This window comes from Arthrobacter sp. SAFR-044 (genome assembly GCF_059414985.1).
In genome coordinates, this window is sequence record NZ_JBPFDN010000011.1 from 32,124 (window position 1) to 53,647 (window position 21,524).

The 21,524-nt window shown below is 65.5% G+C and carries 20 protein-coding genes; 6 read left to right on the forward strand and 14 right to left on the reverse strand.

Annotated features, from left to right (window positions below):
* Positions 1-45: 45 nt before the first annotated feature.
* Entirely contained in the window at positions 46-270 is a 225-nt protein-coding gene (locus ACR65J_RS16430) for a hypothetical protein (protein WP_440171065.1), read from the reverse strand.
* 266 nt (positions 271-536) lie between these two features.
* Here ACR65J_RS16430 and ACR65J_RS16435 point away from each other — a divergent pair, with 266 nt between their 5' ends.
* The gene (locus ACR65J_RS16435) at positions 537-1,676 is read left to right on the forward strand and encodes a VIT1/CCC1 transporter family protein (RefSeq protein WP_440171067.1); all 1,140 of its coding nucleotides are present in this window, start codon (positions 537-539) and stop codon (positions 1,674-1,676) included.
* 41 nt (positions 1,677-1,717) lie between these two features.
* On the opposite strand, the gene ACR65J_RS16440 is transcribed toward ACR65J_RS16435, so the two are convergent.
* Together ACR65J_RS16440 and ACR65J_RS16445 are read right to left on the reverse strand one after the other, a co-directional pair.
* Entirely contained in the window at positions 1,718-2,854 is a 1,137-nt protein-coding gene (locus tag ACR65J_RS16440; protein ID WP_440171070.1) for an LOG family protein, read from the reverse strand.
* Between the two features lie 155 nt (positions 2,855-3,009).
* Positions 3,010-4,407, reverse strand: coding sequence for a sugar porter family MFS transporter (locus ACR65J_RS16445; protein ID WP_440171072.1), 1,398 nt, complete (start codon positions 4,405-4,407; stop codon positions 3,010-3,012).
* 315 nt (positions 4,408-4,722) lie between these two features.
* On the opposite strand from ACR65J_RS16445, the gene ACR65J_RS16450 reads away from it, so the two are divergent.
* From ACR65J_RS16450 to ACR65J_RS16460, 3 genes are read left to right on the forward strand one after another with little or no spacing between them, the layout of a single operon-like run.
* Positions 4,723-5,463, forward strand: a complete 741-nt coding sequence (locus ACR65J_RS16450) for a GntR family transcriptional regulator (protein ID WP_440171073.1) — start codon at positions 4,723-4,725, stop codon at positions 5,461-5,463.
* Between the two features lie 18 nt (positions 5,464-5,481).
* Positions 5,482-6,375 (forward strand): 5-deoxy-glucuronate isomerase, encoded by an 894-nt coding sequence (gene iolB, locus ACR65J_RS16455; protein WP_440171075.1) that lies wholly within the window; start codon positions 5,482-5,484, stop codon positions 6,373-6,375.
* Positions 6,376-6,404: 29 nt separating this feature from the next.
* Complete coding sequence (locus ACR65J_RS16460; protein WP_440171076.1) at positions 6,405-7,424, forward strand: LacI family DNA-binding transcriptional regulator; 1,020 nt, start codon at positions 6,405-6,407, stop codon at positions 7,422-7,424.
* Between the two features lie 11 nt (positions 7,425-7,435).
* On the opposite strand, the gene ACR65J_RS16465 is transcribed toward ACR65J_RS16460, so the two are convergent.
* From ACR65J_RS16465 to ACR65J_RS16505, 9 genes are all read right to left on the reverse strand, one after another.
* Positions 7,436-8,470 (reverse strand): Gfo/Idh/MocA family oxidoreductase, encoded by a 1,035-nt coding sequence (locus tag ACR65J_RS16465; RefSeq protein ID WP_440171079.1) that lies wholly within the window; start codon positions 8,468-8,470, stop codon positions 7,436-7,438.
* Positions 8,467-9,294, reverse strand: a complete 828-nt coding sequence (locus ACR65J_RS16470) for a TIM barrel protein (RefSeq protein WP_440171081.1) — start codon at positions 9,292-9,294, stop codon at positions 8,467-8,469. Before ACR65J_RS16470 ends, ACR65J_RS16465 begins: the two co-directional genes overlap by 4 nt.
* Positions 9,294-10,400 carry a Gfo/Idh/MocA family oxidoreductase gene (locus ACR65J_RS16475; protein ID WP_440171084.1) on the reverse strand — a complete coding sequence of 369 codons (1,107 nt, stop codon included), beginning with the start codon at positions 10,398-10,400 and terminating at the stop codon, positions 9,294-9,296. The genes ACR65J_RS16470 and ACR65J_RS16475 overlap by 1 nt, the downstream gene beginning before the upstream one ends.
* A gap of 36 nt (positions 10,401-10,436) precedes the next feature.
* A complete protein-coding gene (locus ACR65J_RS16480) occupies positions 10,437-11,477 on the reverse strand; it encodes a Gfo/Idh/MocA family protein (RefSeq protein WP_440171086.1) in 1,041 nt (346 codons plus the stop codon).
* On the reverse strand, positions 11,477-12,472 hold the full coding sequence (locus ACR65J_RS16485; RefSeq protein WP_440171088.1) for a Gfo/Idh/MocA family oxidoreductase: 996 nt from the start codon (positions 12,470-12,472) through the stop codon (positions 11,477-11,479). The genes ACR65J_RS16480 and ACR65J_RS16485 overlap by 1 nt, the downstream gene beginning before the upstream one ends.
* 131 nt (positions 12,473-12,603) lie before the next feature.
* Positions 12,604-13,515, reverse strand: a complete 912-nt coding sequence (locus ACR65J_RS16490; RefSeq protein WP_440171090.1) for an ATP-binding cassette domain-containing protein — start codon at positions 13,513-13,515, stop codon at positions 12,604-12,606.
* Between the two features lie 11 nt (positions 13,516-13,526).
* Positions 13,527-14,597 (reverse strand): ABC transporter permease, encoded by a 1,071-nt coding sequence (locus ACR65J_RS16495; RefSeq protein WP_440171092.1) that lies wholly within the window; start codon positions 14,595-14,597, stop codon positions 13,527-13,529.
* Between the two features lie 78 nt (positions 14,598-14,675).
* Positions 14,676-15,668, reverse strand: coding sequence for a substrate-binding domain-containing protein (locus ACR65J_RS16500; protein WP_440171094.1), 993 nt, complete (start codon positions 15,666-15,668; stop codon positions 14,676-14,678).
* A gap of 130 nt (positions 15,669-15,798) precedes the next feature.
* Positions 15,799-16,818 (reverse strand): LacI family DNA-binding transcriptional regulator, encoded by a 1,020-nt coding sequence (locus ACR65J_RS16505; protein WP_440171097.1) that lies wholly within the window; start codon positions 16,816-16,818, stop codon positions 15,799-15,801.
* Positions 16,819-16,965: 147 nt separating this feature from the next.
* Between ACR65J_RS16505 and ACR65J_RS16510 the strand changes: the two genes are divergently transcribed.
* Positions 16,966-18,144: a Gfo/Idh/MocA family protein gene (locus ACR65J_RS16510; protein ID WP_440171099.1), complete on the forward strand. Its 1,179-nt coding sequence runs from the start codon at positions 16,966-16,968 to the stop codon at positions 18,142-18,144.
* Positions 18,141-19,160: a sugar phosphate isomerase/epimerase family protein gene (locus tag ACR65J_RS16515; protein WP_440171101.1), complete on the forward strand. Its 1,020-nt coding sequence runs from the start codon at positions 18,141-18,143 to the stop codon at positions 19,158-19,160. Before ACR65J_RS16510 ends, ACR65J_RS16515 begins: the two co-directional genes overlap by 4 nt.
* A 67-nt stretch (positions 19,161-19,227) precedes the next feature.
* On the opposite strand, the gene ACR65J_RS16520 is transcribed toward ACR65J_RS16515, so the two are convergent.
* Positions 19,228-20,649, reverse strand: coding sequence for a sugar porter family MFS transporter (locus tag ACR65J_RS16520; protein ID WP_440171103.1), 1,422 nt, complete (start codon positions 20,647-20,649; stop codon positions 19,228-19,230).
* Entirely contained in the window at positions 20,646-21,521 is an 876-nt protein-coding gene (locus ACR65J_RS16525; protein WP_440171106.1) for a sugar phosphate isomerase/epimerase family protein, read from the reverse strand. Before ACR65J_RS16525 ends, ACR65J_RS16520 begins: the two co-directional genes overlap by 4 nt.
* Positions 21,522-21,524: the final 3 nt, after the last annotated feature.

A 21,524-nucleotide genomic window follows, 5' to 3' on the forward strand; every position in this document is an offset into this window, starting at 1 on the left:
CCTCCTTTTGCTCGACAGCGCGGGGAGGTGCCGCCGTCGTCAGTCCTACTCCCCCGTGTCGCGCTCTTCGTCATCCATCGGGACCTCGCGGTCCTCGGCGTCGATGACTACCGGCGCCGGCTGGACCACCGGCTCTTCCTCGTCGATCAAGTCGTCCTCCGCGTCCCAGTCCGCGTCGTCTACCGGTGCATCCTCGGCGTAATCGTAGGCGGGGTCCGCTTCCACGGCGTCCAGGTGCGGCATGTCCGGGTGCTGTCCGGTGGTGCTCATGATTCAACCTCCGTGTGTTCGCCTGACGTGCTCTTTCAGGTAGGGCGCAGCCTGCGCCACACCTTCATCACAGCACCGGCCGGGCGGACGGGTCAATAGCCACAACAGTCCCCCAAGGACCGCATCACGGCGATGCAGAGAACCGCAGGTTTTACGGTCAACCGAAACTTCCCAGCGAGGTTTGCCAGCCAAAAATCCGCGGGAATCCGCAGTAGGCTGGCAGGGCAAAGGCGCGAGTTCATGCCCTTTCCAGCCCAGGAGTTTCAGTGTCGCAGCACGCCCAGCCCGAATCCCACGCTACGCCCCCGGAGTCCGCCGACCCAGCCCAGCCCTCGCCGTCGAACATCAAGCGGTGGCGCCAGTACCTGGCCGACGAGCGCGCGGAAGCCGCGGTCTACCGGGACCTGGCCCAGAACCGCGAGGGCGAGGAACGGGCCATCCTCCTTGCCCTGGCCGAGGCCGAGGGCCGGCACGAGGCCCACTGGCTGGCGCTGCTGGGCGACCAGGCGGGCAAACCGAAAAGGGCGTCCGCCCGCAGCCGGTTCCTTGGGTTCCTGGCCCGCCACTTCGGCTCCGTCTTCGTCCTGGCCCTGGCCCAGCGCGCCGAGGGCCGTTCCCCTTACGCCAAGGACCCGAACGCCACCGCCGCCATGGCTGCCGATGAGCAGATCCATGAGGAAGTGGTGCGGGGACTGGCAACCCGCGGCCGCAACCGCCTGGCCGGCACCTTCCGTGCCGCGGTCTTTGGCGCGAACGACGGCCTGGTCAGCAATCTCTCGCTGGTGATGGGCATGGCCGCGTCCGGCGTGGCCAGCAGCGTGGTGCTGCTCAGCGGCATCGCGGGGCTCCTGGCCGGTGCCATGTCCATGGGCGCCGGCGAATTCATTTCCGTGCGCTCCCAGCGCGAACTGTTGGCCGCCACCCGGCCCACGCAGGTCACGCTGGCGGCCGCGCCCCAGCTTGACCTCGAACACAACGAACTGCTCCTGGTGTACCTGGCCCGCGGCATGTCCCGGGAGGCGGCGGAACACCGGGTGGCCGAGCGCATGGGCCTGCTGCCCTGCGACTGCGATCCCAGCCTGTCACTGCAGCCGGACCTGCCGGAGGAAGAAGACCAGCACGAAGCGGTGGGCACGGCCTGGGGCGCGGCGCTGTCCAGCTTCTGCTTCTTCGCCTCCGGCGCCATCGTCCCCATCCTGCCGTTCCTTTTCGGCCTCACCGGTGTCGCTGCCCTCGTGGTGGCAGGCGCACTGGTGGGTATCGCACTCCTGGCGACCGGTGCCGCCGTCGGCCTGCTGTCCGGCACTTCCCCGCTGACCCGCGGCCTGCGGCAGCTTGCCATCGGCCTGGGCGCGGCAGCCATCACGTACCTGCTGGGCCTGCTCTTCGGCACGGCGGTCGGCTAGTCCCAGTCAAAGGACACTTCATGGAGGTCCTCGGGCAGCGTTCAGCGCTGCCGGAGGACCTCCACTGCTTCTTCCACCGTGTCCACCAGGTGGATGTAGTCCGCCATGGCCCGGCCGGCGGCAAGGCTGCGGAGCATGGGCCACGCGGGATACTCCTGCTCCCAGTGCCGGCGCCCCACCAGCACCATGGGTGCCACCTTCTCGCGGGCGCCATAGTAGTTCTCGCAGGCGTCCTGGAAAATCTCCTGTACGGTGCCGGCCGCTCCCGGCAGGAAGACGATTCCGCCATGGCACAGTTCCAGCAGGATGGCCTCGCGGATGGCGTTGGCGAAGTACTTGGCAATGTGCGTGGCGAAGTAGTTGGGCGGTTCATGTCCGTAGAACCAGGTGGGGATCCCGAGGGACGGCGTACCGTCCGGATGGCGTTCGACGACGGCGGCGGCCGCACGTGCCCACGCCGACACCGAGGGACGGAACCCGGGAACAGAGGCGAGCGTGGCAAGGGCTGCCTGCACGTCGCCGTCGGACGCCTGGCTGAGGTAGGCCCCGAGGTTCGCTGCCTCCATGGCTCCGGGGCCACCGCCGGTGGCCACCGAGTGGCCGTCGAGGGCCAGCAGCCTGCCCAGCCGGGCCGCCTCCGCAAAATCCCTGCTGCCGCGGGGTGCCGCGTGGCCGCCCATCACGCCGACGATGGTCCGGCGGGGCCAGGCCCCGGACCGGGTCAGCTCATCCAGTGCGTCGCCGATTGCATGGTCGTGCAGTGCCGAGGCCAGCGTTGAGTCCACCCGGTGGCGCTGGCCGGGCTGGATGCTCCAGTGGTAGATGCGCGCATCCGGCAGCTCCTCATAGGGCGAAGTTGCCAGTCCGGCGTACAGTTCGGCCGGGGAATACAACGAACCACGGTACGGGTCGAACGGGACGCCTTCAAGCCTGGGGAAGATGAGGGCGCCGCGGCTGCGGAGGTTGGTTTCCATGCCGTCATCGAAGATGCAGCCCAGGAACATCGCGCCCTCGACGCTGACGCTCTTGAGCGCCGCGGACCGGCCGCGCAGGTCCAGCGACTGCGCATGCCAGCCGTGCAGGTTGACGGCGCCACCGGCCACCAAGCGGTCGAAGCTGGCCAGGTCCTGGACTTCGAGGTTGCGGGGGCGGGGACCAAGGCTTCCGGCGAAGTTCATGGCTGCCTCGCGGCGAAGGTCAGCCCGGTCCTGGTCATGGAGCCAGCCTAGGCCAACCGGCGCAAAAGCGGGGCCGGACCGCGGCCCTCCGGTTGGTACCGGAAGAGCTGGGTCCGAACCCCGCGTTGCTGGTTCAGTGCCAGGTGGAGAAGCGGTTAGGCGGTGACCTTTGCCGGAACCTCACCGTCGCGGAAGTGCGCCTCGAGGTCCTCGAGCGAGTGGCCCTTGGTCTCCGGAACGAACTTGATGACGAAGGCCAGGGAGGCGAGGTTGACCAGGACGAACAGGCCGAAGGTGCCCGTGGAACCCAGCGCGTTGACCACGATGGGGAACAGGAAGGAGATGGCCGCGTTGACGGTCCACAGTGCGAAGACCGCGATGCCCATGGCGAAGCCGCGGATGGCCAGCGGGAACATTTCGGAGAGCAGGAGCCAGACGCAGGTGCCGATGAAGCACTGGACGAAGGCCACGAAAAGCATCATGGCGGCCAGGATGGTGTAGCTGGCCAGGTCGGACTGCGGGAGGAGGAAGACGATGGCCAGCAGGGCCTGGGAGCCGACCACTCCGGAGAATCCGATGACCAGCATCCGGCGGCGGCCAACAAAGCCGAGCAGCCAGATGCCCAGGATGGTCATCAGCACCGAGGTCACGCCCACGCCGATGGTGGCAACGAGTGATGCGCTGACGCCGAGCCCGCTCTTTTCCAGGATGGTGGGGGCGTAGTAGTTCACAGTGTTGATGCCGGTGGCCTGCTGGACGGCAGCCAGGCCGATGCCGATCCAGAGCAGACGCCGCATCCAGGGGTTGTTGCGGAGGTCGCGCAGGGCATGGCCCCGTTCTTCCTTCGCCGTGCGCGCTGCCAAGGCAATTTCTTCGAATTCGGCAGCGGCTTCTTCCGGGCTGCGGCTCAGGTTAAGGACGCGGCGGCTGTCTTCCAGGCGGCCACGGATGGCGTACCACCGCGGGGATTCGGGGAGCATCAGCATGCCCGCCAGAAGTGCGATGGCAGGGACGGAGGCGATGCCCAGCATGGTGCGCCAGACTTCGTTGTCGTGGATGAGCGCGTCCAGGAGGGCGTTGATGGCGAAGGCGAGCATCTGGCCGGTCACGATCATGAGCTCGTTGATGGTGACCATCCGGCCACGGAGGTTGGCGGGGGCCATCTCCGCCAGGTACAGCGGGCAGGTCACGGCGGCGGCGCCCACGCCCAGGCCGAGCACGATGCGGGCGGCAATCATGAAGGTCACGGTGGGCGCAAGGGCGCAACCCATGGCCCCGACCAGGAAGAGCAGTGCGCAGACCAGCAGCGAGCCGCGCCGGCCCAGCTTGTCGGCCATGCGGCCGCCGGTGAGGGCGCCGACGGCGGCACCAGGGAACAGCAGTGCGCTCACCACAGTTGCTTCCTCGACGGAAGTCATGTTGAGGGAGTCGTTCATGTACAGCAGGGCGCCGGAGATGACGCCGGTGTCGTACCCAAAGAGCAGGCCGCCAAGGGTGGAGATGACGGTGAGCCGGGCAAGGTATCCGCGGCGCCTGCTGCCGGTGGCGCCCATGGTTTGTTTCTGCAACAGCATTGTTGCCTCTCAAATTCTCTCGGGGACCGGAACGACCGGCCAGGAATGTGATGCGTGACACCCACTTTAGAGCGCTCTAACGCCACGGTCAAGCAAAAGTCCTAATGTCAGAACAAATAGGGTTTCGTCCCGGCTTTGCAGGTCGCATGGCCTGATCCCTTGACCCGCCATGGACGCCTGCTACGATCAAGGGAGAAAGTATGTCCTATCAAGCGGACATATGCGGCCTAGCGCCGACGGCACCGGCGTCCTGGCTGGACAAAGGGGCTGCCAAACAACATGAGGGAACGCATCGTGGCGAACAACTTGGGTCTCAGTATTGACCGCTCCTCCCCTGTCCCCCTGTACCACCAGGTGGTCCAGGGCATCGAGGCCGCCATCTACAGCGGGGTCCTGGAGCCCGGCAGCCGGCTGGATAACGAGATCGACCTCGCCGCCCAGCTCAACCTCTCGCGGCCCACCATGCGCAAGGCCATGGATGAACTGGTCCGCTCGGGGTTGCTGGTGCGCAAACGTGGCGTGGGAACGCAGGTGGTCTCCAGCCAGGTCCGGCGACCGCTGGAGCTGTCCAGCCTCTACGACGACCTCACCAACAACGGCAAGAAGCCCACCACCGAAGTCCTGAGCTTCTCGCATGTGGAGGCGGACGAAGCCATCCTGAGCACGCTCCAGCTTCCCGCCGGATCCAAGGTCTACCATTTCACCCGGCTGCGGAAGGTCGGCGGCAAACCGCTGGCGCTGATGGAGAACTGGGTCCGCGACGACATCGCCGACATGGACGAGGCAACCCTTGGCGCGGAGGGCCTCTATTCCATTCTCCGCCGGGGCGGGGTCAACTTCCGCCTGGCAACCCAGCGGATCGGGGCAGTGACAGCCAACGAGTACCAGGCCTCCATGTTGGACACCGCGCCGGGATCAGCACTGGTCACCATGGAGCGCACGGCAGTGGACGACACCGGCCGCAGGGTGGAAACCGGCCAGCACGTATACCGGGCCGATTCCTACAGCTTCGAAATGACACTCGTACAGCGCTAACCGCAAGGAGCACTTTTCATGACCAACTGGGTCTACCCCCTGGGCACCGCCACCGACGGCAAATGGGACGTTTCGATCGGAACCTCCGATTCCTCCCTCACCGTGGACGGCTGGGCACACACTGGCCTGAAGGTGGCCACCCTGCCGGCGGGCGCCGCCGTCGATCTTCCCGCAGCGGACGAGGAACGCATCGTGGTGCCCCTCAACGGGTCCTTTACCGTGACCGTGGACGGCACGGACTACCCGCTTGCGGGACGCCGCTCGGCCTTTTCGGGCCCCAGCGACGTGCTGTACTCGGGCACCGGGCGCGCCGTGAGCATCAGTTCGGCCGACGGCGGACGCGTGGCCGTGGCAACCGCGCCCGCCAAGGCTTCGTACCCCACCCGCCTGGTGTCCGCCGCGGAGACCCCGGTGGAACTGCGCGGGGCCGGCAACTGCTCACGCCAAGTCCACAACTTCGGCACTCCGGCCGCCCTGGAAGCAGACCGGTTTATCGTCTGCGAAGTCCTCACGCCCGCCGGGAACTGGTCCTCCTACCCTCCCCACAAGCACGACGAGGAGAAGGACGGCGAGACACACCTCGAGGAGATCTACTACTTCGAGACCCAGGTTTCAGTCGGATTGGGCGCACCCGCTGACACCGATGCCATCGGCTACCAGCGCGTCTACGCCTCGGACGAGCGGCCCATAGACGTGGCCGCGGAAGTCCGCACCGGAGACGTCGTCCTGGTCCCCTACGGCTGGCACGGCCCAGCCATGGCCGCACCCGGCTACGACCTCTACTACTTGAACGTCATGGCAGGCCCGGGCCCCGTGCGCGAATGGCTGATCAGCGACGACCCGCACCACGGCTGGGTCCGGCAGACCTGGGAAAGCCAGAACATCGATCCCCGACTGCCGTTCGGCGCCTGATACCGCTCCGCCAGGCAAAGTGAGGCCCTGTGAAGCAGACGTTCCCCGCCTCGCGTTCAGTCACCATGGAGGACGTGGCGCGTGACGCCGGCGTGAGCCGCGCCCTGGTTTCCCTGGTGATGCGGGACTCGCCCAAGGTCTCACCTGCGAAGCGGGCGGCGGTGCTGGAAAGCGCCGCCGCCCTGGGCTATTCCCCCAACCGGCTGGCGAGCCGGCTGGCGAGTCACCGGACCAACACACTGGGCGTCCTCTTCCTCGACCTGCACAACTCGGTCTTTGCCGACATCTATGACGGCATCACCGAAGGACTGGCGGGCAGCGGCAACCAGGTGATGGTCGCCGTCGGCTCCGCTGATCCCGGAACCGAACTGGAGGCCGTCCGCTCCTTCGTGGACCTGCGCGTGGACGGTGTGCTGCTCGCCGGCTACACCGGCTCATCGGAGGAACTGGCAGCCGCCCTGCGCGGGACGCCCGGCGTCGTCATCACAAGGGAGATGGATGTCGACGGCGTCGATTCCGTCCTGACCGACGACTTCCGTTCCGGAGCGCTGGCCGTGGAGCACCTGTATGGACTCGGGCACCGGCGGATCGCGCACATGGGCATTTCCGACTGGCTCCCCTACACTGCCCGGCGGGAAGGCTACCTGCACGCGATGAGGGAATTCGGGCTGGAGCCGCAGCTCGTGCACAGCGACATGACCGAACGCGGCGGCCGGGCGGTGATGGAGCAGTTCCTCGACTCAGGCGGCACCCGGCCCACAGCTGTCTTTGCCCATAACGACCTCACCGCACTGGGCACCATGGAAGCCTTGGCCTCCCGCGGCATTGCGGTACCTGGGGATGTGGCGGTGATGGGCTGCGACAACATCGAAGTGGCAGCATCTCCCCTGATCGGGCTGACCTCCATCGACCAGCACGCCGGCGAACTGGGCCGGGTGGCTGCCCGGCTCATGCTTGAGCGCCTGGACGGGCGGACGGGGCCAGCCGTCGTCGAGAAACTGGCCCCGTCCCTTGTGGTGCGAAACTCCACTGTCCCCGCTGTGCGCTGAGAGCCGGCTGGCTACGCGAGGGCTGTCCGGGCGAGGCTCACGGGCAAACCAGTCGCCAGCGACTCCTGGGCTGCATCGGCCACCCTTGAGGCCGCAACCGCGTCCTCGGGCGTGCACGGGTTCTCCCGCTGCCCCAGGATGACCTCCACGAAGGCCTCCATCTCGGAGCGGTAGGCCTGGTCGAAACGTTCCGCGAATGTCTGGTGGGGATGGCCCGCCGGAAACGTTACCCCGGTCTCTGCGGACGCCATGGCTGCCTTGTCATCCAGGCCCACCATGAGGGAGCTCCGCGAGCCCTGGATTTCCAGCCGGACGTCGTGGCCGGCCCCGTTGTAGCGGCTGGCCGAAACGGTACCTACCGTACCGTCGTCGAATGTCACCACGGCGAGCGCCGTGTCCACGTCCCCCACGGCACCGATGGCCGGGTCTCCGTTGTTGGACCCCTTGGCGAAGACCTCCACGATTTCGCGGCCCGTCAACCACCGGAGGATGTCGAAGTCGTGGACGGAGCAGTCGCGGAACAGGCCCCCTGAGGTGGCGAGGAACTCCACAGGCGGCGGGGTCATGTCGCAGGTGACTGCCCGCAGGGAATGGATCCAGCCCAGCTCCCCCGCCTGGTAGGCCCGCCTCGCTTCCAGGTAGCCTGCGTCGAACCGGCGCTGGTGGCCGATCTGCACCACACCCTGCCGGTCCCGGATGTCATCAAGCACAGGAAGGGCATCAGCCACGGACATGGCCACCGGTTTTTCACAAAACACCGGTATCCCTGCTTCCACGCCTGCACGGATCAGCTCCGGGTGGGTTCCGGTCCCGGTGGCAATGACCAGGCCATCGATGCCGGAAGCAATCAGGGCTTCCACGGAGGGGAGGTATTCCGCGCCCAGTTCCGCCGCCACAGATCGGGCGTGGTCCGCCGCCACGTCAGTGAGCCGCAACCCCACGGCGATGCCCTGCGGATTCAGTTTCCCATTGAGTGATGCGATGTTGCGGGCGTGCATCACTCCGATGCGCCCCACCCCGACCAGGCCAAGAACGACGTGCTTCACAGTGTTGCCCCCGCGGAAACAGGGGTTGAATCCGGCCCAGGGGCGGTCACGGGGCCGGGGACGGTGAAGGCCCGGCGGAAAGCCTCAAGCGCGGCGCCGTCGTCGCCGCTGGCGTAGGCCTCCATGCCCACTGTTCCGTCATAGCCGGCGGCGGCCAGGGCCCGGGCCACTGCTGCATAATTGACCTCGCCGGTGCCGGGCTCGCAGCGGCCGGGGACGTCCGCCACCTGGATCTCGCCGATATGCGGCAGCGCGCTGCGGACCAGTTCGATCAGGTTCCCCTCGCCCAACTGTGCGTGGTAAAGGTCCAGCATGAGCTTGACGTTCGGGTGCCCCGCCGCCTCCACCAGTGTCAGGGTGTCCTTGGCCCGTGCCAGCGGGATCCCCGGGTGGTCCAGGACGGTGTTGAGGTTCTCCAGGCAGAACGTGAGCCCGTGCTTTTCGCCGAGCGCACCCAGGCGTTCGAGAGTCCGGGCTCCGGTGATCCACATGCTGCCGGTGGAACGGTAGGCGGGCCTGGCTGCCTTGCCGTCGATGAGCTCCGCGGAATGCACCACCATCCGCTTGACGCCGAGTTCCAGGGCGGTGGGAACCAGCGCTTCGGCCGTGCGCACCACGTCATCGGCCGTGTCCGGGTCCACGAGGCTGCCGGCGGTGTAGCCGGTCATGGAGGAAAATTCGGCGCCCGTTGCCTTGAGTGCACGGATGTCCTTGGTCCTCGAATCCCAGAGTTCGACGTCGAACCCGGCCTCGGAGATCAGCCGCACCCGTTCGGTGAACGGCAAACCCGTGAAGACCATTTCCGCGCAGACTGCCAGCCGCATCAGGCACCGTCCTTTGCAGCGCCTGCGGCTGCGCGGGCCGGAACAGCCACCGGCCGGCCCTGCTGGACGGATTCGATGCAGGCGAGCGCGATGGCCAGGGCCCGGTGGGCGTCGGAGGCACCAGGCGTGAGGGTGAAGGCGCCCGGCGGCACGTCGCCATCCCGGAGTGCCCGCACCGTTGCGGTGAAGTCAGCGAGTTCGTCTGTGTAGGCGTCACGGAACAACTCCACATTCAGCCGCGGAGTGTCGGCTGAGAGCCCGTCTGCCGTGAACCGCAGGGCTGCCGTTTCGGTGGGCCGTCCGGCCTGGACCATGCCCTTGGAGCCGAACACTTCTCCCCTGACGTCGTAACCGTAGAGCGCACTGAAGTTTGCTTCTGCTACCGCCAACGCACCATTGCTGTACCGGATGGTGACTACGGCAGTGTCCAGGAACCCCTGGTCGCGCAGGCCAGGCTCCACCAAGGCGTCCGCGACGGCGTAGACCTCCACAGGTTCGGCTCCCTCGTTAAACCAGTTGAGCGTATCGAAGTCGTGGATGAGGGTTTCAAGGAAGATGGTCCAGGCGGGAATCCTGGCAGCGTGCCCAATGCTTCCCGTGCCTGGGTCCCGGGTCAGCGAGCGCAGGAGCTGCGGTTCTCCGACGATTCCTTCTGCAAGGTCCTTCTTGGCCGCCTGGAAGTCGGCTGCGTAGCGGCGGTTGAAGCCGATCTGGAAGTGGACGCCGCCGTTTTCGACGGCGAGCAGGGCTGCATCAAGCTCTGCCAGGCTTTGCCCGGCGGGCTTTTCACAGAACACGTGCTTACCGGCGGCCGCGGCCCGGGAAATCAGGTCGGCGTGGAAGCGGGCAGGGCTGGCGATGATCACGGCGTCGATGTCGGGGTCCGCCAGGATGTCCGCGGCGTCCGCGGTGACCTTTGCAGCGCCAAGCTGCGCGGCCACGGAGGATGCGGACTCCACGTTGGGGTCGGCAACGGCAGCGAGGACCGCACCCGGTATCCGGCGTGCAATGCTCTCGCCGTGGAAGGCTCCCATCCAGCCGGAGCCAATGAGGCCCAGGCGCACAGGAACGGAGGCCTGGAGGGTGTGCTGTTCGATGTAGGCCAAGGGCCTGTCCTTTCGGTCGATGGTGCTATGGGTCAGTCAGAGGGGCCGGTCTTCGCCGGGAAAGGTTATGCCCAGCTGGCGGCGGATTTCGTCAGCGGCCTCAAGGGTCCGGATGGAGGCGGCAAGGGGGCGTTGCGGAACCTGGGTTTCACCGCTTGCGACCGCACGGGCGACGGCAGCGGCCTCATAGTGCAGCCCTTCAAAGTGGGCTCCGGCCGGCTCGTCGTAGCGAAGCCGATTACCGTCGGGGAACCGGACCTCGAACCCGCCCGGCATGTTGAAGGGGCCGTCGATAGTCAGCGTGGCTTTTGTGCCCACGATCGTGGCCGTGGCAGGCGTGAAGTTGTGCAGCTGGGTGTTGGTCATGGCCTGGCTTCCGTCCGCGAACTGCAGCACGGCGGACACTTGCGCGTTCACTCCGGATTCGTGCGGCTGGCCAAACGCGTGCAGGCCGGTGGGCGATCCCAGGACCTCGGTAATGAGGGCAAGCGGGTAGGTGCCAAGGTCAAGCAGCGGTCCCCCGGCCAGTTTGGCATCGAAAATGCGGTGGCTTGCCTGGAAGTGTTCGCCGTACTCCGCAAAGACGGTAGTGACCGTTCCGAGGATGCCGTCGTCAAGCACCTGCCGGATGACGTCGAACTTGGGGAGGAAGAAACTCCACATGGCTTCCGCTGCGAACACCCCGGCGGTCCCGGCCCGGCGGGCGATGTCCCGGGCCTGCCCTGCATTAACACCGATGGGCTTCTCCACCAGCACGTGCTTTCCGGCGTCGACGGCGAGCACGGCTGCCCCGTGGTGGAAGTTGTGCGGCGTGCAGACATAGACGATGTCGATGTCCGGAGCACAGGCCAGTTCCTCATAGCTTCCATAGGCGGCCGGCACGCCGAAAGTATCGGCGAATGCTTTCGACCGTTCCAGGGAACGGGAACCGACAGCGGCGATCACCTGCCCTGTGTGCGCCTGGACGGATTCCGTGAAGCGCTCAGCGATCCAGCCCGGGCCCATGATGCCCCAGCGAAGTACGGGGGCATCACGTGGCTCTTTGACCCGGGATGCGGGCAGCGATGGATGCACCATCAGTAGGCCACCTTGGTGAAGGCACCATCGCTGTGCAGTGAACGTGTCATGGCCTGGGCAACCTGGGCGGCACGCAAACCGTCCTGTGCCGTAGCCAGGGGTGCCGGTTCCCCCTTTTCGAGCGCAGAGATCCAGGCCTGCAGCTGCAGGCGGTAGGCGTCGGCGAAACGCGGTCGCCAGTCAGCCGGGATTCCGGCGCGGCGCTGCCCGTCTTCCCTCAGGGCGAGGGCAGGGGGTTCAGGGAGGGCGGTGGTGCCCAGCTCCGAAACCACCTCGCAACCAGTCGTGTAGCCGTAGCGGGCGTTGAGGAAAAGCTCGAGGGTGGACAGCGTGCCGTCCGCCGTCCTCAGCAGCATGAATGCAGGGTCCCGGAGTCCCTCCAGGCTGTGCCGGGAACTCCGGCCCGCCTGCCACGAAACTTCCGTGATGGGCGAGTCCAGGAGCCACGGAAGGATGTCGAGCTCGTGGATTGCCGAATTGGTGATCGCGGATTCCGAGCTGGTTCCCGGTCCGGCGGCGGCGGTCCGGCTGGTGCAGTGGACCATCAGGGGATCACCCTGGGCACGGGAAGTGACGGCCTCCCGCAACGCCAGGTAGCCCGGGTCGAACCGCCGCATGAAGCCCAGGGACAAGAGCGACGCTCCGGTGGCGGCCACCATGTCGGCGTCGGCTTCCACTACTTCGATGCTTTCCAGGAGCGTAGGGGCCAACGGCTTTTCACACAGCACCGGAGTCATCGCCTCAAAGCACTCCAATACAAGCCCGGCGTGGGTGGAATCATGCGACGCAACCACCACGGCGTCCACCTCGCTGGAGTTGATGAGCTCCGAAGGATCGGTGGTTATGCGTGCGGACGGTGGCGCAACGGCTGCCGCCCGGTCGGCGTCAAGGTCGGCCACATAGCTGACTTCCGCCCCGCTGACGCTGGTGTTAAGGTTCCTGATGTGGTCCGCGCCCATGACGCCGGCGCCGATGACGCCCACTCGGATCGGCATGCTTTCTTCCCGTCTGATTCTTGCTTCCATTCAGCCTGCCGGACACCTTTGCCGGGCCCGCCGGAGTTCCGGCGGGCCCCGGTCGCGGTTGCGTAAGGACGGGCAGGCTTCCTTGCGCTGATACCCAGGCGTCAGCGGGCTTCGCTGACCTCGGCTACTTCCGCGACTTCGGCTTTTACTTCCTTGACGATCTCACCGTGTCCGCCGAGCTGTTCGAGTTCGTGGGCGAGTTCGGCCAGTTCGGCGCCGCCGGCCATTTGGGCCGTGAGTTCGTCGAGGGTGATGTCTTTCTTGTCGTAGTAGCCGATGGACTTGCCGCGTTTGAGGAGCAGGAACCGGTCACCGACAGGGAAGGCGTGGTGCGGGTTGTGGGTGATGAAGATGACGCCCAGGCCCCGGTCGCGGGCCTGGAGGATGTACCGGAGCACCACGCCGGACTGCTTGACGCCCAGCGCCGCGGTGGGTTCGTCCAGGATGAGCACCTTCGCACCGAAGTACACCGCACGGGCAATAGCCACACACTGGCGCTCACCGCCGGACAGCTGGCCGATGGGCTGGTCCACGTCGCGCAGGTCAATGCCCATCTCGGACAGCTCATGCTTGGTGATGTCCTTCATCTTCTGGACATCCATGCTCTTGAACGGACCGAAGCCGCTGGTCAGTTCGGAACCGAGGAAGAAGTTCCGCCAAATCGGCATCAGGGGAACCACCGCGAGGTCCTGGTAGACAGTGGCGATCCCGGCGTCCAGGGCGTCCCTGGGCGAGGAAAACTTCCGGGCATCCCCCATCACGTTCAAGGTGCCCTCGTCATGCTGGTGCAGGCCGGCAATGATTTTGATGAGGGTGGACTTACCGGCGCCGTTATCGCCCAGCACGCAGGTGACGCGGCCGTTGTCCACGGCCATGGTGACATCGCGCAGGGCGATGATGTTGCCGTAATGCTTGCCCACCCCCTCGAGTGACAGCAAGTGGACCGGGGTGTGGGTCAGGGGATCTTTTTCGTCTTTGAGCAGCGTTTGCTGGTCAATCTGGTTGCCATTCATGGATCTGCCCCTTACTTGAGCTCTGCTCGGCGCTTGACGATCAGGTTGACGATGGTGGCCAGCAGCAGCATCAGGCCCAGGAAGAACTTGAACCAGTCGGGATTCCACTGCGCATAAACGATGCCCTTGTTGGCCATGCCGAAGATGAACGCACCGATCGCACCGCCCACGGCCGAGCCATAGCCGCCCGTGAGCAGGCAACCGCCGATCACGGCCGCGATGATGTACAGGAACTCATTGCCCACACCCTCCCCCGACTGCACGGCATCGAACGCGAACAGGTTGTGCATACCCAGGATCCAGCCGCAGAAGCCAACGGCCATGAACAGGCCGATCTTGGTCTTGTTCACCGGCACCCCTACAGCACGGGCGGCGTTGTCGTCGCCGCCAACGGCGAAGATCCAGTTACCCACCCTGGTCCGCAGCAGGACCCAGGACGCGACGGCAACAAGGACGATCCAGAAGAACACGGTGATCTTGACCTCAACACCGCCAATGCTGATGGAGGAAGCGAAGACAGCCCGGGCAGAGTCGAACCCGTCCAGCTTGGAAATGGACGGCGAGGACACGCTGCCGCCGATGAGGCGGGTCAGCGCCAGGTTCAAACCGGTCAGCATGAGGAACGTGGCGAGGGTGACGATAAAGCTGGGCAGTTTCGTCTTGATGAGGATCCATCCGTTGATGAAGCCGATGCCCAGGGAAACGACCAGGGCCAGCACGACACCGACCCACGCGTTCATTGAGAAGTTCCAGCTGAAGAGCGAGGCCGTCAACGCGGACGAGATCACGGCCACGCCGGTGGAAAGGTCGAATTCCCCACCGATCATCAACAGCGATACGCCTACCGCCATGATCCCGATGGTCGAGGATCCATACAGGATCGTGGCCAGCGCGTTGGGCTGCGTGAAGGTGCCCGAAACGAGTGCGAAAAAGACGAAGAGGACCACCGCTCCCACGAGCGCGCCCACCTCAGGCCGCCCCAGGAGCTTCTGGAACGGGCTGCGCCGGCCGATCCGTTCATCGCCGTGCCGCCCAGGGGCCGCCGGCGCGGGTGCCGGGGGCAGGGTTGCTGTGTTTGCCATAGGAAGGACTCCTTGTTGGTAATGCCTTGTTGGTCAGGCCGCGCGGCCTGAACTAGCCGCGCGGCCTGGTTCCCGGATTTAGCGAACGCCCTGCTGGGCGAATTTGAGGACGTCGGACGCGTTGGACTTATCCACAATGGTCGGGCCGGTCAGGACGGGTTGTCCGCCGCCGAGCTTGAAGCCGCCACGCTTGGCCTGCCACAGCGAGTCAACGGACATGTAGCCCTGGAGCCACGGCTGCTGGTCCACGGTGAAAATGACGGCGCCGTCGACGATCTTCTGCGCAAGGTCGGCGTTCAGGTCGAAGCTGGCAACCTTGGCGGAGCTGCCGGCGTCGGTAACGGACTTGAGGAGGGTGAGGGTGATGGGTGCGCCGAGGCCAATGATGACGTCGGCGTCCTTGGACGCCTGCAGCTTGGCCGTGGCTGTGGACTGCACTGCGGTCATGTCCTTGCCGTCGACGTAGAGGATTTCTGTTCCGGCGACCTTCGCCTTCACGCCTGCGCACCGCGCTTCAAGGCCCACGTGGCCCTGCTGCTGGATCACGCATACAGGGTGCTTGTAGCCCTCGCCGGCAAGCCGGGTACCCACAGCTTCGCCGGCGAGCTTTTCATTTGAGCCGAAGTGGGTGAAAGCGCCCAACTGCGATGAGATGCTCTCACCTGCGTTGAGGCTCACCACTGGGATACCGGCGTCGCTGGCCTTTTTGAGAACGTCCTTCAGGGCGTCAGGCGTGGCAAGCGTGACGGCGATGCCGTCAACCTTCTGGTCGATGGCCTGCTGGACCAGCTGCGCCTGCCGCCCCGCTTCCGGGTCGGACGTGTAGAGCAGTTCGACGTTGTCCTTCGCCGAGGCTTCCTCCGCACCCTTGCGGACGATGTCCCAGAACGTGTCGCCTGCTGCTGCGTGGGTGATCAGTGCCACCTTGATACGGGCGGTGCCGGCCACCTGGCCCGCAGCACCGGTGTTGGCGGTCTCTGCCTTGCCGCCGCTGCTGGAGCAAGCGCTCAGTGCCAGCATCGGAACGACGGCCGCCACAAGGGTCGCCTTCCGCCAGGAAAACTTCTTCACGATATATCTCCTTTGATAAGGGTTGCTGCCCTGCCTCACTGCAGGAACTCGAGGCCCTCTACAGAGATCATCGTGAGTCGGATCACACTTTGTCAAGACTTTGTCCTGACATCAGAATGTTTTTACGTCTCTATCGTTGGAAATTTCGTGGTCCCGTTGTGCTCCGAACCACCAGTTCCGGGTCGATCAACTGCCGGTCAGGACCGAGCGAGGGATTCCCGAGCCGCGCCAGGAGCATTCGGGCAGCGGCAACGCCCACCAGGTCATTGCGGCTGTCGATCGTTGTGATGTCGAGGAAGCGCGACTTGGCCAGCGCGGAGTTGTCATACCCGAGGACGGACACGTCGTATGGAACCGTCAACCCGCGCGCTTTGAGGGCTGCCAACACCCCGAGGGCCATCGTGTCATTCGCAGCAAAGATGGCAGTGGTGTCCGGAAAACGATCCAGGACCCAGCAGGCCGAGGCATAGCCGTCTTCTTCCGAGGTACCACCGGACTCTCCAGCGATCCGCACTTCAAGCCCGGCCTCCAGGATTCGATGTCGAAAGCCGTCGCGGCGGTGCGCAGCGGCACCGCCGGCTCCCGAAAGGTGCGCTATGGCGCTGTGGCCAAGCCCCAGCAGGTATGCCGCGGCCATGCCTCCACCGGCGTCGTCGTCACTGGCGATCAAGGCCGCCCGCCCAGGTACCTGTTCACGCCAGCCCGCCACCACCAGGGGCAGTCCGTCCGGGGCAGCCAGCGCTTCCTCCAGCTCGGCGGCGATCACCAGCGCATCGACGTGCATGGCCAGTAACCCGCCAACAGCCTCCTGTATCCGGCCTTCCCCGGGCTGCGAATCAGCCAGCGTGACCTGGTAGCCATGGCCGGACAACTCCGCCTGCATGCTGCGCAGCAGGTCCACGAACCAGAGATTTCGGTAATCATCAATGACCAGGCCAACGCTCTTGGTCCGGCTGCTTGCGAGTGCGGTGGCGGCCCGGCTGGGCCGGTACCCAAGCTCGGCGATGGCCGCTTTGACAGCCTCGCGCCGCTTCTCACTGACCCTGCCGGGCTCCTGCAGCACGAGGGACACCAATGAGGGCGAGACGCCGGCGTGCTTGGCAACGTCATAGATGGTCGGGCGACGGGCACCCGGAGCGCCGGTTGGCATGCTGGAGCACTTCCTCTCTTGAAGGCCGTTGGGAGCCGGGCTATTGACAGGACATATGGACATAAATAGTCTTTGACTCCAGCGCTAATTGTAGCGCTCCAAAAGTTACCGGCGATTGCTCGGAACGCACTTTCAAAGGAGAAATCAATGGCTGCAAGCCTAGGGGTGGCCGTCATCGGCGCGGGGATGGCGGGGAAGGCGCATGCCGCCGCTTACCGGACCGCATCCACCCTCTACAGCCCCGTTCTACCAGCCGTGAAGCTGGTCTCCATCGGCGACGTGAATGCCGAGTTCGGCTCCCTCGCCGCCCGCCGCTTCGGGTACGAGCGCAACGACACCTCCTGGCAGGCGATCGCGGAGGCCGACGACGTCGACGTGGTCAGCGTGGTCATCGCGAACTCCCTTCACCGGGAAGTGGTCGAGGGGCTCCTGGCGGCAGGGAAGCACGTCCTGTGCGAGAAGCCCCTGAGTGACTCACTTGAGGACGCCCGTGCCATGGCTGATGCAGCCCGCGCGGCCTCCTCCATCGCCCGGATCGGTTTCACTTTCCGCCGCACCCCCGGCATCGCCTACATCCGGGACCTCATCCGCACCGGTGTCCTGGGGAACGTGCTGCACTTCAGCGGCCGCTACTGGACAGACTACGGTTTCAGCCCGTCGGCCCCCATGAGCTGGCGCTACAAGGGCGGTCCGGGTTCCGGCGCCCTGGCCGACGTGGGAAGCCACTTGGCCTACGTTTCCGAGTTCCTCTGCGGGGACATCAAATCCATCACGGGCGGCCGTCTCAGCACTGTCATCGGCAAGCGGCCCCTGCCGCTTGGCGCGGTCATGGGCCACGACCACGCTGCCGTCAGTGACACCTACGAGGCAGTGGAAAACGACGACTACGCCGCCTTCTCGGCCGAGTTCGAAAACGGAGCCGGAAGCTTTGAAGTATCGCGCGTAGCGGCAGGGCACGCCAACAGCCTCAACTTCGAAGTCTTCTGTGAAAACGGTGCGGCGAAGTTCGACCAACGCCGCCCGTCGGAAATCCAACTGTTCCTCAACGATGGCTCCGGAAACGAAAACGGCTACCGCCAGGTCATCCTCGGCCCCGGGCACCCCTACATCGCCGGTGGCCTGGCCATGGACGCCCCCGAAGTGGGGTTCGGCCAAAATGACGCCTTCGGATACCAGGCCCGGGCATTCCTCGAAGAAGTCGCCGGCCTCAGCGAAGACAACTCACTCCCCCGCTGCGCCACATTCGACGAGGGCGTCCGCAACATGGAGCTCCTCGGTGCCGTCACTGAATCCGCTTTGAACAACGGGAAGAAGGTCACGCTGTGAAGCTCGGCGTCTACAATGCAATCCTGCACGACCGGCCCCTCCCTGAAGCCCTGAAGGTCATCGCAGACCTGGGCCTGACTGGGATCGAGATCAATACGGGAGGCTTCCTGCCGGCCGTGCACGTCCCCACGATGGACCAGATCCTCGAAAGCGACGCCGCCCGGGACGACTATCTGGAAATCTTCGCCGGCAGCGGGGTCTCAATCGCAGGGCTTAACTGCAACGGCAACCCCTTGCATCCCAAGCCGGAAATCGGCTTGAAGCACGCGGAGGATATTCGGCGCTCCATCCGACTGGCGCAAAGGCTGGGACAGGACCGCATTGTGACCATGTCCGGCCTCCCAGGTGGTGAGCCGGGCGCCACGACGGTCAACTGGGTGGTCAACGCCTGGAACTCCGCCGCCCTCGACGTGCTCGACTACCAGTGGGGTATAGCTGCGAAATTCTGGAAGGAAACCGACCGGCTTGCCGCCGACCACGGCGTCAAAGTGGCACTTGAGCTGCACCCCCAAAACATCGTGTTCAACACCGCCGACGTCCACAAGCTCATCGAACTCACGGGTGCAACCCACGTCGGCGTCGAACTGGACGCGTCACACCTGTTCTGGCAGCAGATGGACCCCGTGGCCGTCGTCCGCGAACTGGGGCCGCTGGTCTTCCAGGCAGCAGCCAAGGACGTGCGAATCAACAGGGACAACGCCGCCCTGTACGGAGTCCTCGACAACAGCTTCCGCAGGCTCTCGGCCGAGGAAAACCGCACCAACCTGGGCGGTGACGAATGGGCCAACGAATGGCCCAAAAACTCCGCATGGGACTTCGTAGCCCTGGGCCGGGGCCACGACACCGCCTACTGGACGGAGTTCCTGCGGGCTTTGTACTCGATAGACCCCGGCATGCTGGTCAACATCGAGCACGAAGACACTTCCCTCGGGCGGATCGAAGGCCTCCAAGTCGCCGCCAAGGTCCTGCGTGATGCGGACGCCGCACTCAGCGCATCACTGGCGGTCGCTCCTTAGGCAGCAAGCTGCACGTCAAGGGGAGGGAACCGGCCGGTTCCCTCCCCTTGACGGAGCACAGCAGTTGTCAGGCAGTGACGCGTTCTGGATGCCCCTGTGCCGTGGACTTGAAGTAGTGCTCCAGGTCTTCAAGGCTTTTGTCCTTGGTCTCGGGAACATATTTCGCGGCAAACGCAATGGCACCGAGGCCAAGGACGGCAAACACGAAGAACGTGTTGGAGAGGCCGATGGCCGCCAGCAGCTGCGGGAACCCGAACCCGATCAGGAAGTTGACGATCCACAGCAGGAAGGCCGAAGCCCCCATGCCCAGGCCGCGGATCTTCAGCGGGAAGATCTCCGAGAGCATGAGCCAGGTCACCGGGGAGATGGCGCCCTGCTGGAAGGCCAGGAACGTTACGGTGAGGGCCAGGATGACAAATCCCCGGGCGGAGCCTTCCGGCAGGATGAGGGAGAAGAAGCCGATCAGCAGCAACGCCGTGGTGGTACCCACCTGGCCGGTGATCAGCATCCTGCGGCGCCCCACCTTGCCCAGCAGCCAAATCCCGACGAATGTGGCCAGTACCGAGATGACTCCGTTGGCGATGTTGGCAGTCAGTGCCGCTTCACGCCCAAAACCGGACTGCGACAGGATCTGGGTCCCGTAGTACATGATCGAGTTCACGCCGGTGATCTGCTGGATCACCGCAAGGCCGAGCCCCACGACGAAAATCCGGCGGAGCCACGGAATGCCCAAGTCCTTCCAGGAACCCATTTTGGACTTGTAGTCCTCCACGGCCATGGCCTTGACTTCCTCGAACTCGGCCCGCGCTTCTGCCTGCGACCGGATCCGCTGCAGCACGCTGAGAGTCTCGCCAAAGCTGCCCATGGAGGCCAGCCAGCGGGGACTCTCGGGCATGAAGTTCATCCCGATCCACAGCGCGATGGCCGGCAGAGTGGCGATGACCAGCATCCAGCGCCAAATACCGTGTGATTCGCCGAACGAGTTGCCCAGGTAGGCGTTGAAGATGAACGCCAGCAGCTGCCCGGTGACGATCATGAGTTCGTTCTGGGTGACGATCCGGCCGCGCCGGTTGCTGGGTGATACCTCGGCCAGGTACACGGGAACCGTCACCGAGGCCCCGCCCACGGCGAGGCCCAGGACGAACCGGGCGGCGATCATCATCTCAGTGTTCGGCGAGAGTGTGCAGCCGATGGTGCCCACCAGGAAGATGACTGCCAGCACCATGATCATCCTGCGCCGGCCGTTGCGGTCTGCCAGCCGTCCGCCGAACAGGGCGCCGAAGGCGGCACCGAACAGCAGGGACGAAGTCACCAGGCCTTCGGTCAGCGGGGTGAGGCCCAGGTCCTCTTGCATGTACGGCAGGGCGCCGTTGATGACGCCCGTGTCATAGCCGAACAGCAGGCCGCCGAACGTGGAAATGATGGTGACCGTGCGCAGGGCCCGTCGATGGTTGCCGGCCCGCGGCGCGGTATGCGCAGGCGAACTCATAGGCTTACCTTTTGGACGTACTGCTTCATGGTTTCGAGCTGGTAGCGGGAGACCTCGTCGGCGTTCTCGTCCTCCGCGAACACACTGGACACCATGACGGTGTCGTCGCGGTCCAGGAAGCCGATCTCCTTCAGCCCGCCGAAGAATTCGTCCCAGTTAACGTCGCCGTCGCCGATCTTCAAATGCTGGTGGACGCGGACCGGGTTGCCCGGCGGGTTGGTGATGTACCGCAGGCCGTGCGAGGCGTGGTGGTCCATGGTGTCGGCCACGTGGACCAGGCGCAGCTTGTCGCCCGCGGCGCGCATGATGTCCAGCGGGGAGTTCTTCATGTGGAAGCTGTGCGACGCCACATAGACCATGCCCACGTTCTTCGAGTTCACGCCCCGGATCACGCGGATGGCGGCCAGGCCTTCTTCTACGAAATCGTCCGGGTGCGGGTCGATGAGCAGGTGGATGCCTTCCCGCTCGATGACCGGCAGCAGTTCCTCCATGGAACGGTAGAACGCCCGCTCGGACTCCTCCGCCTTCTCGGGCCGGCCGCTGAACTCGGTGTTCATGGTGCTGACGCCCAGGTCCACGGCGATCTGGATGGCACGCTTCCAGTAGCGCACGGCAGCTTCACGGGCGTCCTCGTCCGGACCGGACCAGCGGAGCACGGGGAGGATCGAGGCGATCTCAATCCCGGCATCCTTGCAGGCCCTGCCCAGTTGGCCCACCAGTTCATCGTCCGCTTTGGGGTGGTTGTAGAACGGGATGAAGTCCGCGTGCGGGGTCATCTGCATGTACTTGTAGCCGAGGTCCGCCACCACCCGGGGGAACTCCAGCAGGCTGTGCGAGTGGTGGAACGGGGTAGGGTCAAGTGCGATTTTCACGTA